Source organism: Bradyrhizobium sp. RP6 (assembly GCF_003837805.1).
In the GTDB taxonomy this organism is placed as follows: Bacteria; Pseudomonadota; Alphaproteobacteria; order Rhizobiales; family Xanthobacteraceae; genus Bradyrhizobium.
In genome coordinates this window covers 55849-70732 of sequence record NZ_RQIT01000016.1, presented here as the reverse complement: position 1 = coordinate 70732, position 14884 = coordinate 55849, and the positions used below count along the sequence as shown (strand labels likewise).

Here is a 14884-nt window from a genome sequence, read left to right as displayed (position 1 = left end):
GACATGTGGCAAGGCCCCGAAACGGTCGACCAGCTGCGTCGCGAGGCCGCCAAGCTGAGGAAGATCAATGCCGCACTGATGTCCCGCGTCGAGCGCTCGATGGACCAGCAGCTCAACGCCTTTTCATTGTTCGAAACCGCGATTGCGCTCGACCACAAGGTTCGCGACCGGACGCACCAGTTGCGCGAGGCGCTGCATTCGGTCGAGCTTGCGAATGAGGGTCTCTACCGTGCCAAGCAGCAGGCGGAGGCGGCGAGCTCGCTGAAGTCCTCGGTGCTGATCTCGGTCACCCACGACCTGTTGCAGCCGCTCAACGCGGCGCGCCTGACGCTGTCCGCGCTGACCGAGTTGATGGAATCGCAGGAGGCGGGCGTGCTGATCGACCAGGCCAGCCGCTCGCTGGTGATGCTGGAGGACCTGCTGCGCTCGCTGCTGGAGATCGCCAAGCTCGACGCCGGCGCGCTGAAGCCCGATGTGCGCGCGATCGCGCTGGCGCCGCTGTTCGAGCAGCTCCGCAACGAATTCGAGCCGGTCGCCGCGCGGCAAGGCCTGTCCTTGCGCATCCGCACCTCACAGCTGGCGGTGAGGTCGGATGCGATGATGCTGCGGCGGATCCTGCAGAACCTGCTCGCCAATGCCATTCGCTATACCCGCAGCGGCGGTGTCGTGATGGGATGCCGGCCGCGCGGCGACCGGATCTGCGTCCAGGTCTCCGACACCGGGCCCGGCATTGCGCAGGCGCAGCAGGAGGCGATCTTCCGCGAGTTCCAGCGCGGCGAGGCGATTGCGACCGACCAGGCCGGCTTCGGGCTCGGCCTCTCGATCGTGCGCCGTTTCGCAACCGTGCTCGGGCACGAGGTGCGGCTGTCGTCGCAGCTCGGCAGGGGATCGACCTTCACCCTGGAGCTGCAGCGCGCCGACCTCGCCGAGGTCGACGACGAGGTGCAGGAGGTCAACCTCGCCGAGCGGCCCTACGACTATAGCGGGCTCGAAGGCGCCAAGATCCTGCTGATCGAAAACGATCCGAACGGCTCGGAGGCGATGGCCGCGTTGCTGGAGGGATGGGGCTGCGATGTCGCGACCACGCGTTCGGCCGCGGACGCGCTGGTACGCCTCAGCGAGCTCGGCGCGCCGGATGTCGTGATTGCCGACCTCCATCTCGACCATGGCGAGAGCGGCCTGTCGGCCATCGCCGACGTCCGGGAGCATTTGAAGCTCGACACGCCCGCCATGATCATCACCGCCGACTATTCCGAGCAGGCGGCGAAGCAGGCGAGCCTGCAGGGCCTCGAAGTGCTGAAGAAGCCGATCAAGCCCGCCGAGATGCGGGCGCTGCTGTCGTTCCTGCTGAGCTGAAGCGTGCGGCTCACATCAAAGTCGCAAAACAACCCCCTGCACAGTACCGGTAACATTTTACATCATTCTATGGCTTTGACATGTGGACGAATTGCCTGCCCGCTGTGACGCATCCCGCATGGCAAGAAGCGACGAATCAGATCACTGCCGATCCGGCGGTGCATGCTCGCGCCTTGCCGGAGCGCCTTCGCCGGCCAGCGTCGCGAAATCAATCCGGGACATTTCGACGATGGCCTTGGTGCGGCTCAGCACGTTGAGCTTGCGCAGGATGTCGGAGACGTGGACCTTCACGGTGGTCTCGGAAATCTTCAGCTCGTAGGCAATCTGCTTGTTCTGCAGGCCGCGCTTGAGCATTTCGAGCACGCGCAGTTGCTGCGGCGTCAGCTCGTGCAGGCGCCTGATGAGATCCTGCGCGGGCCCGGCGGCGCGTTGCGGGCGGACCAGCCCGCGAGAGGCGGCAGGGACACAGACTGCGCCCCGCAGCACCTCGCCGATCGACTGCGCCAGCTCCTGCTTCGAGGACGATTTGAGGATGTAGCCGGAGACGCCGAGCGACAAGGCGCCAGATATGATCTGCGGATCCTGATGCCCGGACACGATGACGACGGGAATTTTGGGAAAGGCCTTGCGGATGCGGATGATGCCCGAAAGACCCGTGGTGCCCGGCATCGACAGATCGAGCAGGATGAGATCGAGTTCGGTGGTCGCCGCGACCTGTTCGAGCGCGCCGTCGATCGACGTCGCCTGAAGGATCTCGGCCGCGGGCGCCACCATCTGGAGCGCGCCCTCGAGCGCCTCGCGAAACAGCGGATGGTCTTCGACAATCAGAAATCGCATCACGCGCGAGCCGTTCCCTGATGGTTGCCCCGATGATTGCCCCGATTATTGTCCAGACGATCGTCCGGTCCGAAGTCGGAACGAGAATGTCCCGGCCGGGTCGGACCGGCTTGATCCAGGTCAAGCGCGGCGACAAGCACGATGTCAAGCGCGAGATCGCGCGTCATTGCGGCCGCCCGCGATCAGCCCGCGCGTGGGGCCGGGCCTTCGGATCGGGCAAGTCCACCTTGCCGATCTCGATGATCGCCTTGTTGCGGCTGAACAGGCCGAGCTTGCGCAGGATCTCGGTGATGTGCGCCTTCACCGTGGATTCGGCGAGCTGAAGCTCCTGGGCGATCTGCCGGTTCGGATAGCCGCGCCGCAGGAGATCGAGCACGCGAAGCTGCTGTGGCGTGAGCTCGCGCAGCTTGACCTCGAGCGCCTTGCTGGCCTCGGCCCGGCGCCGCTGCGGCGCAGCCACGAAATCCTTCGGCACCGACACCGATCCATTCAGCACGCCCTCGATCGATTGCGCCAGCTCGCGCTTCGACATCGATTTCGGCAGATAGCCGGCGGCCCCGAGCTCCAGCGCCTCGCGGACGACGCGCTGGTCCTCGTCGCTCGAGACGATGGCGACGGGAAGGCGCGGATAGGCTTCGCGCAAACGCAGAAAGCCGGAGAAGCCGGTCGCATCCGGCAGCAGGAGGTCGAGCAGCGCGAGGTCGATGCCCTTGCCCTGCTCGGCCGTCAGGATGTGAAGGGCATCCGCGATCGACATCGCCTCGAAGATCCGCGCCTCCGGCAAGGCCAGCCGCACCGCATTGCCGAGCGCCTCGCGGAACAGCGGATGGTCGTCGATGATCAGGAAGCAGGTCATGGCGACTTCACAGGACTGCACCGCCGAATGCTGCACCGGACAGGCCTCCGCCGTCGCAACAGAAGAGGCAGAACCATCCGGCACCCGTCCGGCGCCGGGATGGCGCTGGATGCACGCTACCACATTCTCCCGATCCGGTTCGGTCAAGATCGTTCAGTCGTTCGATTCGGTCTGGACCGTCAGCAGGAAGGCATAGATGCTGTCGAACTGGTCGTCGGTATAGACCTCCTTCCAGGCCGGCATTCCCTTGTTCGGCCGTCCCTCATGAACGGTGGTCCAGAATTTCTCGCGCATCTCGTCGCCATAGCGGTGACGCAGCAGTCGCAGATCGATCTTCCGCTCGCTCTGGATCGCGTCGGGACCGTGGCAATGCGCACAGGTTCCGTTGAAGATCTCCTTGCCCGCGCCGACAGCCTGGGCGCCTGGCGCGACCGCGTCGCCCTTGGTCTCGGTCGCCACGACATTGGCGACCTGGGCGACGCCCGCGCCGGCTCCAGTCCCAATGGTCGTTCCCGCCGTCGCCGCGCCGAAGCGGACCGGCGCGCCGGTCGGCAGGCCGTATTTCACCGCGAGATCGCCGATCGTGCCCTGAAGCTGCGGCAACACGGCATCGACGCGGTCACGCAGCTCGATCGAGGTCTTCGCAAAGCCGATGGCCGCATCCCACGACAGGCCTTCGCCTTCGGTAAGCTCGATTTCATAGCGGTCATTGTAGCTGGTCTTGTTCAGCCAGCCGGCGACCGGTCCCCAGATGAAGGCGACGTCGGCCCTGCCCTGGTCGAGCGCCTGCATGCCTTCCTCGGGCGACAGCACCGTCACCTTCTGGATGTCGTCGCGGCTCGCGAGCAGGTTTTGCGGCGTGCTGGCGAACTGCACGGCAACCCGCTTGCCCCTGAGGGCGTCGATGCCGCCGAGCGCCTGGCCCTTGGCGGCCACGAGAGCATAGCCCTCCTTCGCGAAGCTGTTAGAGAAGATCACGGCCGGTCCCATGAAATCCTCGGACCGGGGCAGCCCGATCATGGCGTCGCATTGCCTGCCGAGCAGCGTGACGCGCACGGTGCGCTTGCCGAAATAGGATTTGTACCAGTCATAGGCGATCGGCCGGCCAAGCGCCCGCGCCAGGGCCTGCCCGATCTCGACATAGAAGCCCGGCCTGGACGGGCTGTCGCTCGAGAATGGAAGGTTGGTCGGATCGGCGCAGAGACGGAACGGTTGCGCCTCTTCGGCGTGCAGCGGCGAGGCTGCAACAACCAGCGCCGCGGTGGCGCATGCGAGCAGGCCTGCGATGGTGCGATGTCGGCTCGCACCGATGCCAGAACGATTCGGACGCATCCTCGTCTCCCTTCGCGTTTTGCGTTTTCTTGGCATTTCCCTTGGCGGTGTTGGGCCGCAGCTCGTCGCCAGGCGCGGCGGCGCCAAGCCTCGGCCGATGCCGCGACTCCGGTCTGGAGAAAGCGCGCGCGTATCCCGTCACCTCGGGGATACGCACGCGAGTGGTCACTGGACGGAGAACACGAAGAGCGAACCGCCCTCGGGAGCTGCGGCCGTCATCTTCTTTCCTACCTCGCCCAGGAACGCGGGCAGCGCAGCCGTGCGGCCGACGACGATCGCGACATATTGCTTGCCGTCGACCTGGTAGGTCACCGGCCCTGCACCGATGCCGGAGCCGAGATTCTTGCTCCACAGCACCTTGCCGGACTTCGCGTCGATGGCGCGGAAGTCACCATGGATGTTGCCGGCAAACACGAGGCCGCCGCCGGTGGTCAGCGTGCCGCCGTTGAACGGCAGGTCTTCCTTGATCGACCAGACCTTCTTCTGCGCGACCGGATCCCAGGCCACGAGTTCGCCGAGGAAGCCGCCGGGACCTTCCTTGGTCGGGAATTCGGCGCCGAGATAGAACACACCGCGCTTGTAGGCGACATCACTCACCGACCAGTCCATGCAGACATTGTTGGACGGGATGTAGACGAGGCCGGTTTGCGGATTGAACGACATCGGCTGCCAATTCTTGCCGCCGATCAGGTTCGGGCAGATGTCCTTGGCCGGATGATTCGGCCCGGGACGCTTGTCGGGATCCTCGACCGCGCGCATCGTGGCAACGTCCCACTTCTTGGCCCAGTTGGAGAAGACGTATTTCTCCGCCGACAACACCTTGCCGGTCTCACGGTTGGCGACGAAGAAGAAGCCGTTGCGGTCGGCCTTCATGAGCGCCGGAACGGTGCTGCCGCCGATCTTCAGATCCGCGAGCACCGCTTCGTTGACGCCGTCATAGTCCCAGGCGTCGGCCGGCGTGGTCTGGATATGCCACTTGATCTTGCCGGTGTTGGGATCGAGCGCGAGCGTCGAGGCGGTGTAGAGGTTGGTCAGCTTGCCGAAATTGCCATCGCCGGTCGAACGCACCGCCGTGTTCCAGGGGCCGGGATTGCTGGTGCCCCAATAGACCGTGTCGGTCTTCGGATCGTAGGAGCCGACCAGCCAGGCCGCACCGCCGCCATGCTGGGCGGAGTCGCCCTTCCAGGTGTCGCCACCGGGCTCGTCCGGCGAGGGAACGGTGTAGGTCTGCCACACCTGCTTGCCGGTGTTGATGTCGAACGCGTGCAGTGCGCCGCGCACGCCGTATTCGCCGCCGCCGAAACCGGTGATGACCTTGTCGCGCACGACGAGCGGCGGCGAGGTGATGACCGAACCCTGCTTGTAGTCGACCACCTTCGCCGTCCACAGCGACTTTCCGGTCGCGGCATCGAGTGCGGTCAGCTTGCCGTCGAGGCGGCCGACGAAGATCTTGCCGTCCGCATAGGAGACGCCGCGATTGTTGACGTCGCAGCAGGCATATTGCAGCACGTCCTCGGGAATATCGGGCTCCCAGGTCCATTTCCGCGCGCCGGTGGCCGCATCGAGCGCATAGACGTATTTCGGCCCCCACGAGCTCGACACGTACAGCGTGTTGCCGACGACGATCGGGGAGGATTCGTTCGAACGCAGCGACGCCAGCGAGAAGGAATAAGCGAGCGTCAGCTTGCCGGCGTTCTCGGTGTTTATCTGCTCGAGCGGACTGAAGCGGGTGTTGGCATAGTCGTGGCCCGCAACCGCCCACTGGTTCGAATCCGATTGCGCCTTGAGCAGGGAGTCGTTGGCGTGAACGCCCGGTGCAACGGCCGCAAGCATCGCCATCATGGAGATGCCGGCCAAGAAGCCTTTCGTTCCAAAGGTCATGTATTTCCTCCGCGATGTTGTTGTGCACGCCCCGTTGGGTGCCTGAGCGCGTTGCGCTCGTGATGCGCAGTTGGCCTGCGAACTATCGTTCGAATTACAGCATCGCCTTTTCGCGCTTAGTATAGGCGGAAGGTAGTAGTGCAAATCATTGGCGGTTTTCGCCGCTCATCTCGTTGTGCCGATTTACGTCTTGCCGTTGTTTTGCAGCTCGAAATGCGCACTCGAATTCAGGCGGCATCGCGCTTCGATCATCATGATGGCGCTACCAAACTTGCGAAGTTGTCGAAGAAGTTTGCGGCGAGTTTGCGCGACGTCGAATCGATCAGCCGCGCGCCGAGCTGCGCCAGCTTGCCGCCGATCTGCGCGTCGGCCTCGTAGTGCAGGATGGTGACGTCGGGCGATTCTTCTTCCAGCCTGACCTTCGCGCCGCCCTTGGCAAAGCCGGCGACGCCTCCGGCGCCTTCGCCGACGATGCGATAGCCATTGGGCGCATCGATGTCGGTCAGCGTCACCTTGCCGCTGAACGTTGCCTTCACCGGGCCGACCTTCAGCACCACGGTCGCCGTCATCTCGGTCGGCGATGCCATCTCGAGCGATTGGCAGCCGGGAATGCAGCGCCTGAGAATATCGGGATCGTTGAGCGCAGCCCACACCGTTTGCTTGGACGCCGGGATCCGCTGACTGTCGTTCATCTGCATCGCTTCCACCCTTGTTGCCGTTGCTTGTAGGGCTCGACTAGGGGGACAGGCGGCTGCGTTCAATCGCCAGGAAGTACTAGTGCTGCTTTCCTGACCTCTCATCACTCGACGTCATTCCGGGGCGCGCCTTCCGGCACGAACCCGGAATCCATTTCCCCGCGGATTCTGCGGCCGGATGGATTCCGAGCTCCCTCGCTCCGCTCGGGCCCCGGAATGAGGGAGTAGGCTGTCCTGGCCGGCGCGACCTGGCAGCGGCACTTCGCTGCATTGCCATAAGCAAAATCAATGACTTAAGTCGTGCCGCCCTACTACCAAGATCGCGATTACAAAGGCGGCGGCGCATGCTCCTATTCGCGCAACGAGCAAGCCATGCGAGGGAGGAACGACGCACGACCGGGACCGAAGTCCAGGGGCAAGCGGCAAGGATGATCACGGCACGCGCGACCAGGTCACGCGCCTATTCTGCTGGCCGCCGAGCACGCCATCGCAGATTCAGCGGCGATGTGTATCGCCCGCAATGTCGCAGCACATGATGGCTGCGGCACGAGAGGTCGTAGCCGAATCGCACATCAGCGACCGTCACCACGATGACCCTTCCATGACCGCGGTCAGTAAAAACCCAGTTGCAAAGTTTCGTTGGCGCTGTCTCTAATTAGAACCAATCAAAATCACTTTGGGAGGACTTCAAGTGTCTACAGTCAAACTGACGGTCAACGGCAAGGCCGTTGCTGTCGATGTCGAGGACCGCACGCTGCTGGTCCAGCTCCTGCGCGATCACCTCAACCTCACAGGAACCCATGTCGGCTGCGACACCAGCCAGTGCGGCGCCTGCGTCGTGCACATGGATGGCCGTGCGGTGAAATCCTGCACCATGCTGGCAGGACAGGCCGATGGCGCCAGCATCACCACGATCGAGGGCATCGCCAAGGGCGACGAGCTGCACCCGATGCAGGCTGCCTTCCGCGACAATCACGGCCTCCAATGCGGCTATTGCACGCCGGGCATGATCATGTCCGCGATCGACATCGTGCAACGCCATGGTGGCCAGCTCGACGAGGCGACCGTCCGCCACGAGCTCGAGGGCAATATCTGCCGCTGCACCGGCTACCACAACATCGTGAAAGCCGTGCTGGATGCGGCCGGACGCATGAAGGTCGCGCAGGCCGCCGAGTAGAGCGGCCGTCGCGAAGCAAGAAACCACCGCTGCCGCTTTCGAGGGAAGCGCGGGTCAACAAAATTCCGGTCGGGAGGACCAGACATGGGTGTTGAAGGCATCGGCGCACGCGTCGTGCGCAAGGAAGACAAGCGTTTCATTACCGGCAAGGGCCGTTACGTCGACGACATCAAGCTGACGGGCATGACCCATGCCTATTTCGTCCGCAGCCCGCACGCGCACGCCAAGGTGAAGGGGATCGACTCCTCCGCCGCGCTGAAGATGCCGGGCGTGGTCGCGGTGCTCACCGGCAAGCAGCTCGTCGACGACAAGGTCGGCAACCTCATTTGCGGCTGGGCCATCACCTCCAAGGACGGCAGCCCGATGAAGATGGGCGCATGGCCGGCAATGGCGCCCGAGACGGTGCGCTTCGTCGGCCAGGCCGTTGCCGTCGTGATCGCCGAAAGCAAGAATCTCGCACGCGACGCGGCGGAAGCCGTCGTCGTCGATTACGAGGAGCTTCCCGCAGTCGCCGACATGCAGGCGGCGATCAAGGCCGGCGCGCCGCAGCTTCATCCCGAGGCTCCGGGCAACCAGGTCTACGACTGGGTGATCGGCGACGAGAGCGCCACCGATGCGGCCTTCGCCAAGGCCGCCAATGTGGTGAAGCTCGACGTCACCAACAACCGTCTCGCCCCCAACGCGATGGAGCCACGCGCGGCGATCGCCGATTACGACGCAGCGGAAGAGCACTTCACGCTCTACACGACCTCGCAGAACCCGCACGTCGCCCGCCTCGTGCTGTCGGCGTTCTACAACATCGCCCCCGAGCACAAGCTGCGCGTGATCGCCCCCGACGTCGGCGGCGGCTTCGGCTCCAAGATCTTCATCTATCCCGAGGAGATGGTGGCGCTGTGGGCCTCGAAAAAGGTCGGCCGTCCCGTCAAATGGACCGGCGACCGCACCGAGGCCTTCCTCACCGACGCGCATGGCCGCGACCACATCACGCATGCCGAGATGGCGTTCGACGCCAACAACAAGATCACCGGCCTCAAGGTGAAGACCTACGCCAATTTCGGCGCCTATATGTCGCTGTTCTCGTCCTCGGTGCCGACCTATCTCTACGCGACGCTGCTGTCGGGCCAGTACAACATCCCCGCGATCCATGCCGAGGTGATCGGCGTCTACACCAACACCACGCCGGTCGACGCCTATCGCGGCGCGGGCCGCCCGGAGGCGAGCTATTTGATCGAACGTCTCATGGAAACGGCGGCGCGGCAGCTCAACGTCGATCCGGCCCAATTGCGCCGGACCAATTTCATCACCCAGTTCCCGCACCAGACGCCTGTCATCATGGCCTACGACACCGGGGACTTCAACGCCTCGCTCGATGCGGCGATGAAAGCGATCGACTATGCCGGCTTCCCCGCCCGCAAGGCCAAGGCGAAGGCCGACGGCAAGCTGCGCGGCATCGGCGTGTCCTGCTATATCGAGGCCTGCGGCATCGCGCCGTCGAAGGCGGTCGGCAGCCTGGGCGCCGGCGTCGGCCTGTGGGAATCGGCCGAGGTGCGCGTCAATCCGGTCGGGACCATCGAGATCCTCACGGGATCACACAGCCACGGCCAGGGTCACGAGACCACGTTCTGCCAGCTCGTGGCAGACCGTCTCGGCGTTCCCATCAGCCAGGTTTCGATCGTCCATGGCGACACCGACAAGGTGCAGTTCGGCATGGGCACCTACGGCTCGCGCTCGGCGGCCGTCGGCCTTACCGCGATCCTGAAGGCCATGGAGAAGATGGAATCCAAGGCCAAGAAGATCGCGGCGCATGCGCTCGAAGCCTCGGAAGCCGACATCGTCATCGAGAACGGCGAGTTCAAGGTGACCGGCACCGACAAAGCCATCGCCTTCCCGATGGTCGCGCTTGCGGCCTACACCGCGCACAATCTGCCTGAAGGCATGGAGCCGGGCCTGAAGGAGAGCGCCTTCTACGACCCGACCAACTTCACCTTCCCGGCCGGCGCCTATATCTGCGAGCTCGAGGTCGATCCCGGCACCGGCAAGACCTCCTTCGTCAACTTCGTCGCGGCCGACGATTTCGGCCGGCTGATCAACCCGATGATCGTCGAAGGCCAGGTCCATGGCGGCCTCGTGCAGGGCATCGGACAGGCGTTGCTGGAGCATGCGATCTACGATGCCAACGGCCAGCCGGTCACGGCCTCGTTCATGGATTACGCCATGCCACGCGCCGACGACGTGCCGTCATTCAATCTGTCTCACACCACGACGCTGTGCCCGGGCAATCCGCTCGGCATCAAGGGTTGCGGTGAGGCCGGCGCGATCGGGGCATCGGCGGCCGTGATCAACGCGATCACGGATGCGATCGGCAAGAACAACCTGGAAATGCCCGCAACCCCGGACCGGGTGTGGCGCACCATCCACGCGGCTTAAGGGAGGACCGAAGATGTACCAGACCACCTATCATCGCGCCTCCTCGGTCTACGAGGCCGCCAGCCTGTTCGCCAAGGGCAGCGAGTCGAAGTTCCTCGCCGGCGGTCAAACGCTGCTGCCGGTCATGAAGCAGCGGCTCGCAGGTCCATCCGACGTCATCGACCTCGGCAGGATCAAGGAGCTGCAGGGCGTCGATCTGTCGGGCGACACGCTGACCATCAAGGCCGCGACGACCTATTACGACATCATGACGAATGCCGATGTGAAGCAGGCGATCCCCGCGATCGCCTATCTCACCTCGGTGCTCGGCGACCCCGCGGTGCGTTATCGCGGCACGATCGGCGGCTCGATCGCCAACAACGATCCGGCTGCGGATTTCCCGGCGGCACTGCTCGCGCTCGGCGCCACCGTGAAGACCAACAAGCGGTCGATCGCGGCGGATGATTTCTTCCAGGGCCTGTTCACGACGGCGCTCGAAGACGGCGAGATCATCACCGCCGTGTCATTCCCGGTGCCGGCAAAGGCAGGCTACGAGAAGATGCGGCATCCGGCGTCGCGCTTCGCGCTCACCGGCGTGTTCGTGGCGCAGACCAAATCGGGCGAGGTTCGGGTCGCCGCCACCGGCGCCTCGCAAACCGGCGTGATGCGGGTGGGCGCGATCGAGGCGGCGCTGAAGGCGAACTGGTCGCCATCGGCGATCGACAGCGTCAGCATCTCGGCGAGCGGATTGCTGGCCGACATCCACGGCACGGCGGAGTATCGCGCCAACCTCGTCAAGGTGATGGCGCAGCGCGCGGTGGCCGCTGCGGGCTGATAGCGTCTCCACGCAAATTTTCCGCGGCGCGCACTTCGGTGCGCGCCGTTTTTATTTGGCCGTGCGGCATGAAAACCGCTTGCCTCGCTGGCGTGAAGGCGAGAAAAGTTAATCGGCCGATTAACTCGCCCCACAGAAGAATGTCGGAGACGATGCCGGGCTACAGGCATCCGCTCGCGACCCGAGGAAACAACAACGTGCTCGACAAACCAGCCCCCACCTCCTCCGTCCGCACCTCCGGCCCGCTCTCGGGCTTCCGCATCGTCGAGTTCGCCGGCATCGGGCCGGGCCCGTTCGCCTGCATGATGCTGGCCGACATGGGCGCCGATGTCGTCACGCTCGACCGCGTCGGCGCCAAGAAGAGCATGAAGTCGGTGGCGGGGCGCGGCCGCAAGGTGATCGAGCTCGACCTCAAGGACAAGGCGGCGATCGCGCAAGTGCTGGACCTGCTCGCGAGCGCGGACGCGCTGGTCGAGGGTTTTCGCCCCGGCGTGATGGAGCGGCTCGGGCTCGGGCCCGAAATCGTGCTCGCGCGCAACCCGAAACTGGTCTATGGCCGCATGACCGGCTGGGGCCAGGAAGGTCCGCTCGCCAACGCCGCCGGCCATGACATCAACTACATCTCCATCACCGGCGCGCTCGCCGCGATCGGCACGAAGGAGGCGCCGGTGCCGCCGCTCAACCTGGTCGGCGATTTCGGCGGCGGTGCGCTCTATCTCGTCGTCGGCGTGCTCGCGGCGCTCCTGGAAGCGCAGAAGTCCGGCAAGGGCCAGGTGGTCGATGCCGCCATGTGCGACGGCGCGGCATCGCTGATGTCCTTCTTCTTCGACATGACCGCGATGGGACGCTGGACCGAAGGGCGCAACCGGAACTTCCTCGACGGCGGCGCGCATTTCTACGGCGTCTACGAATGCGCCTGCGGCCATTTCGTCTCGATCGGCTCGATCGAGCCGCAATTCTATGCGCTGCTGCGCGAGCACGCCGGTCTCACCGACGCCGATTTCGACGCGCAGATGGATCCCAAGGCCTGGCCCGCGCTGAAGGAGAAGCTCAAGGCCGTGTTCAAGAGCAAGACGCGCGAGGACTGGTGCAAGATCATGGAAGGCACCGACATCTGCTTCGCGCCGGTGCTGACCATGTCGGAGGCCACGCAGCATCCGCACATGGTCGCGCGAAAGGTCTTCATCGAGCGCCACGGGGTGAAGCAGCCGGCACCGGCGCCGCGCTTCTCGCGCACGCCCTCGGCGGTGCGCGAGCCGGAAGCGGCGGAGATCGCGGCGGTGATGCAGGCGTGGAAAGGCTGACGTCATTCCGGGGCGCTCGCGTCGCGAGCGAACCCGGAATCTGGAGATTATCACATCGAGATTCCGGGTTCGCGCTGACGCGCGCCCCGGAATGACGGTCAGGCCGCGCTATCCACCTTCAACACCCCGCGGCGGATCTGGTCCTCCTCGATCGATTCGAACAGGGCCTTGAAATTGCCCTCGCCGAAGCCGTCGTCGCCCTTGCGCTGGATGAACTCGAAGAAGATCGGGCCGATCGCATTGGCCGAGAAGATCTGCAGCAGCACCTTGGTCTGGCCGCCCTCGACCACGCCCTCGCCGTCGATCAGGATGCCGTTCTTCCGGAGCCGCGCGACATCCTCGCCATGCTTGGGCAGGCGCATATCGATCTTCTCGAAATAGGTGTCGGGCGGCGACGGCATGAAGGGCAGTCCGGCCTCGCGCAGACCCTCGATCGTGCGGTAGATGTCGCGGCAGCCGCAGGCGATGTGCTGGATGCCTTCGCCGCGATAGGTCTGCAGATATTCCTCGATCTGCCCGGACTCGCCGGCGTCCTCGTTGATCGGAATCCGGATCTTGCCGTCAGGGCTCGTCAGCGCGCGCGAGAACAGGCCGGATGCGCGGCCCTCGATGTCGAAGAAGCGGATCTGGCGGAAGTTGAACAGCTTCTCATAGAAGCCGGCCCAGACGTTCATGCGGCCGCGATGGACGTTGTGGGTGAGATGGTCGAGATAGAACAGGCCGGCGCCGACCGGCTTGGGATCGCGCGCGCCGAGCCATTCGAACTCGGCATCATAGGCCGAGCCATTGGCGCCGTAACGATCGACGAAATAAAGCAGGCTGCCGCCGATCCCCTTGATGGCGGGCACGTCCAGCGTCTTCTGTGCGGATGATACATCGGCCGGCTCGGCGCCGAGCGAAATCGCGCGGTCATAAGCCGCCTTGGCATCGACGACTCGGAACGCCATCGACGGCGCGCAGGGGCCGTGTGCGGCGACGAACTCGTAGCCGTGAGTGCCGGGCTCCTCGTTGACGAGATAGTTGATGTCGCCCTGGCGGTAGACCGTGATCTTCTTGATCTTGTGGCGCGCGACGGGCGCATAGCCCATCAGCTTGAACAGCGCGTGCAGCTCTTCCGGATTGGGATGCGCGTATTCGACGAACTCGAACCCGTCGGTGCCCATAGGATTGTCAGCGCTGATAGTGGCCGGCGGTGCATCGTGCGGAAACGGACCCATGCTGTTCTCCCAATTTGCTGCCGGGAGGAACTATCCTTCATAGGGTGCGCAAGGAGCGTGCAAACGGGACGCGATTTCGCTAACCTATGCACGGCTTGTGCAAGAAATCGACGATTGACGCATGATTCCTGTGGACGCCTTTGACCTCAAGATCCTGGGTGCACTCCAGGACAACGGCCGCCTCACCAACCAGGAGCTCGCCGAGCTCGCGGGCCTCTCCGCCTCGCAATGCTCGCGCCGGCGGATGCGGCTGGAGGAGGAGAAGGTGATCGCGGGCTACCATGCCGACCTCTCCAGCGAGGCGCTCGGCTTCGGCGTGATCGCCTTCATCCAGGTGGGCCTTGCGACCCACTCCCCGGACAATTCCAAGCGCTTTCGCGCGCTGGTGAACCGGATCGACGAGATCCAGGAGGCGTATTCGCTCACGGGCGACGCCGACTATGTGCTGAAGGCCGTGCTGCGCGACCTCAAGGGCCTCTCCAACCTCGTCAACGACATCTTGATGCCGCACCAAAGCGTGGCACATGTGCGCTCCTCGATCGTGCTCGACAGGCTCAAGGAAAGCTCACGGCTGCCGCTCAAGGAAATCAGAGCCGGCTGAAATCGAGGGAACTATGGCATTCGCGCTGGCTACGCGATCTGCGATGATCGCAGCTCCACGTGCGGAGATTCGACATGGCCCTCCAGCTTCGGCCGAACTGCGAATATTGCGACCGCGACCTGCCGCCGAACGCAACGGACGCGCGGATCTGCTCCTATGAATGCACGTTCTGTGCGGATTGCGTCGAGACGAAGCTATTCAACGTCTGCCCGAATTGCGGCGGCGGTTTTGCCCCGCGCCCGATCAGGCCGACGCAGGAGTGGCGCCCCGGCGTTTGCACAGCGAAGCAGGCGCCGTCCGACAATCGGGTGCATCTGAAGTACAGTATGGAGGATATCGCGGCGCATTGTGCGCGGGTGCGCGACGTGCCGCCGGAGAGACGGTGAT

At 64.6% G+C, this 14884-nt stretch carries 13 protein-coding genes; 7 read left to right on the top strand and 6 right to left on the bottom strand.

The features are described from left to right. Positions 1-3: 3 nt before the first annotated feature. On the top strand, positions 4-1356 hold the full coding sequence (locus EHH60_RS25305; protein WP_199752010.1) for a hybrid sensor histidine kinase/response regulator: 1353 nt from the start codon (positions 4-6) through the stop codon (positions 1354-1356). Between the two features lie 141 nt (positions 1357-1497). Here the strand turns inward: EHH60_RS25305 and EHH60_RS25300 are convergent, their stop codons facing one another. The 5 genes from EHH60_RS25300 to EHH60_RS25280 form a co-directional block, all read right to left on the bottom strand. Continuing rightward, complete coding sequence (locus EHH60_RS25300) at positions 1498-2193, bottom strand: response regulator (RefSeq protein ID WP_199751990.1); 696 nt, start codon at positions 2191-2193, stop codon at positions 1498-1500. A gap of 163 nt (positions 2194-2356) precedes the next feature. Then, entirely contained in the window at positions 2357-3049 is a 693-nt protein-coding gene (locus tag EHH60_RS25295; protein WP_124162214.1) for a response regulator, read from the bottom strand. Positions 3050-3202: 153 nt separating this feature from the next. Continuing rightward, positions 3203-4381, bottom strand: a complete 1179-nt coding sequence (locus tag EHH60_RS25290; RefSeq protein ID WP_199751987.1) for a c-type cytochrome — start codon at positions 4379-4381, stop codon at positions 3203-3205. Positions 4382-4546: 165 nt separating this feature from the next. Continuing rightward, a complete protein-coding gene (locus tag EHH60_RS25285) occupies positions 4547-6262 on the bottom strand; it encodes a PQQ-dependent methanol/ethanol family dehydrogenase (RefSeq protein WP_124162126.1) in 1716 nt (571 codons plus the stop codon). A 251-nt stretch (positions 6263-6513) separates the two neighbouring features. Next, on the bottom strand, positions 6514-6960 hold the full coding sequence (locus tag EHH60_RS25280; protein ID WP_124162125.1) for an SRPBCC family protein: 447 nt from the start codon (positions 6958-6960) through the stop codon (positions 6514-6516). 688 nt (positions 6961-7648) lie between these two features. On the opposite strand from EHH60_RS25280, the gene EHH60_RS25275 reads away from it, so the two are divergent. The 4 genes from EHH60_RS25275 to EHH60_RS25260 all read left to right on the top strand — a co-directional run bounded on the left by EHH60_RS25275 (position 7649) and on the right by EHH60_RS25260 (position 12679). Next, positions 7649-8134, top strand: coding sequence for a (2Fe-2S)-binding protein (locus tag EHH60_RS25275; RefSeq protein WP_061880337.1), 486 nt, complete (start codon positions 7649-7651; stop codon positions 8132-8134). A gap of 84 nt (positions 8135-8218) precedes the next feature. Next, on the top strand, positions 8219-10561 hold the full coding sequence (locus EHH60_RS25270) for a xanthine dehydrogenase family protein molybdopterin-binding subunit (protein ID WP_124162124.1): 2343 nt from the start codon (positions 8219-8221) through the stop codon (positions 10559-10561). Between the two features lie 13 nt (positions 10562-10574). Next, entirely contained in the window at positions 10575-11375 is an 801-nt protein-coding gene (locus EHH60_RS25265; protein WP_124162123.1) for an FAD binding domain-containing protein, read from the top strand. 197 nt (positions 11376-11572) lie between these two features. Beyond that, positions 11573-12679, top strand: a complete 1107-nt coding sequence (locus EHH60_RS25260) for a CaiB/BaiF CoA transferase family protein (RefSeq protein ID WP_199751984.1) — start codon at positions 11573-11575, stop codon at positions 12677-12679. Between the two features lie 98 nt (positions 12680-12777). On the opposite strand, the gene hppD is transcribed toward EHH60_RS25260, so the two are convergent. Continuing rightward, positions 12778-13896: a 4-hydroxyphenylpyruvate dioxygenase gene (hppD, locus tag EHH60_RS25255; RefSeq protein ID WP_124162121.1), complete on the bottom strand. Its 1119-nt coding sequence runs from the start codon at positions 13894-13896 to the stop codon at positions 12778-12780. Positions 13897-14017: 121 nt separating this feature from the next. Here hppD and EHH60_RS25250 point away from each other — a divergent pair, with 121 nt between their 5' ends. Both EHH60_RS25250 and EHH60_RS25245 read left to right on the top strand, forming a co-directional pair. Further along, complete coding sequence (locus EHH60_RS25250) at positions 14018-14497, top strand: Lrp/AsnC family transcriptional regulator (RefSeq protein ID WP_124162120.1); 480 nt, start codon at positions 14018-14020, stop codon at positions 14495-14497. A gap of 74 nt (positions 14498-14571) precedes the next feature. After that, on the top strand, positions 14572-14883 hold the full coding sequence (locus EHH60_RS25245; protein ID WP_124162119.1) for a DUF1272 domain-containing protein: 312 nt from the start codon (positions 14572-14574) through the stop codon (positions 14881-14883). Position 14884 lies beyond the last annotated feature (1 nt).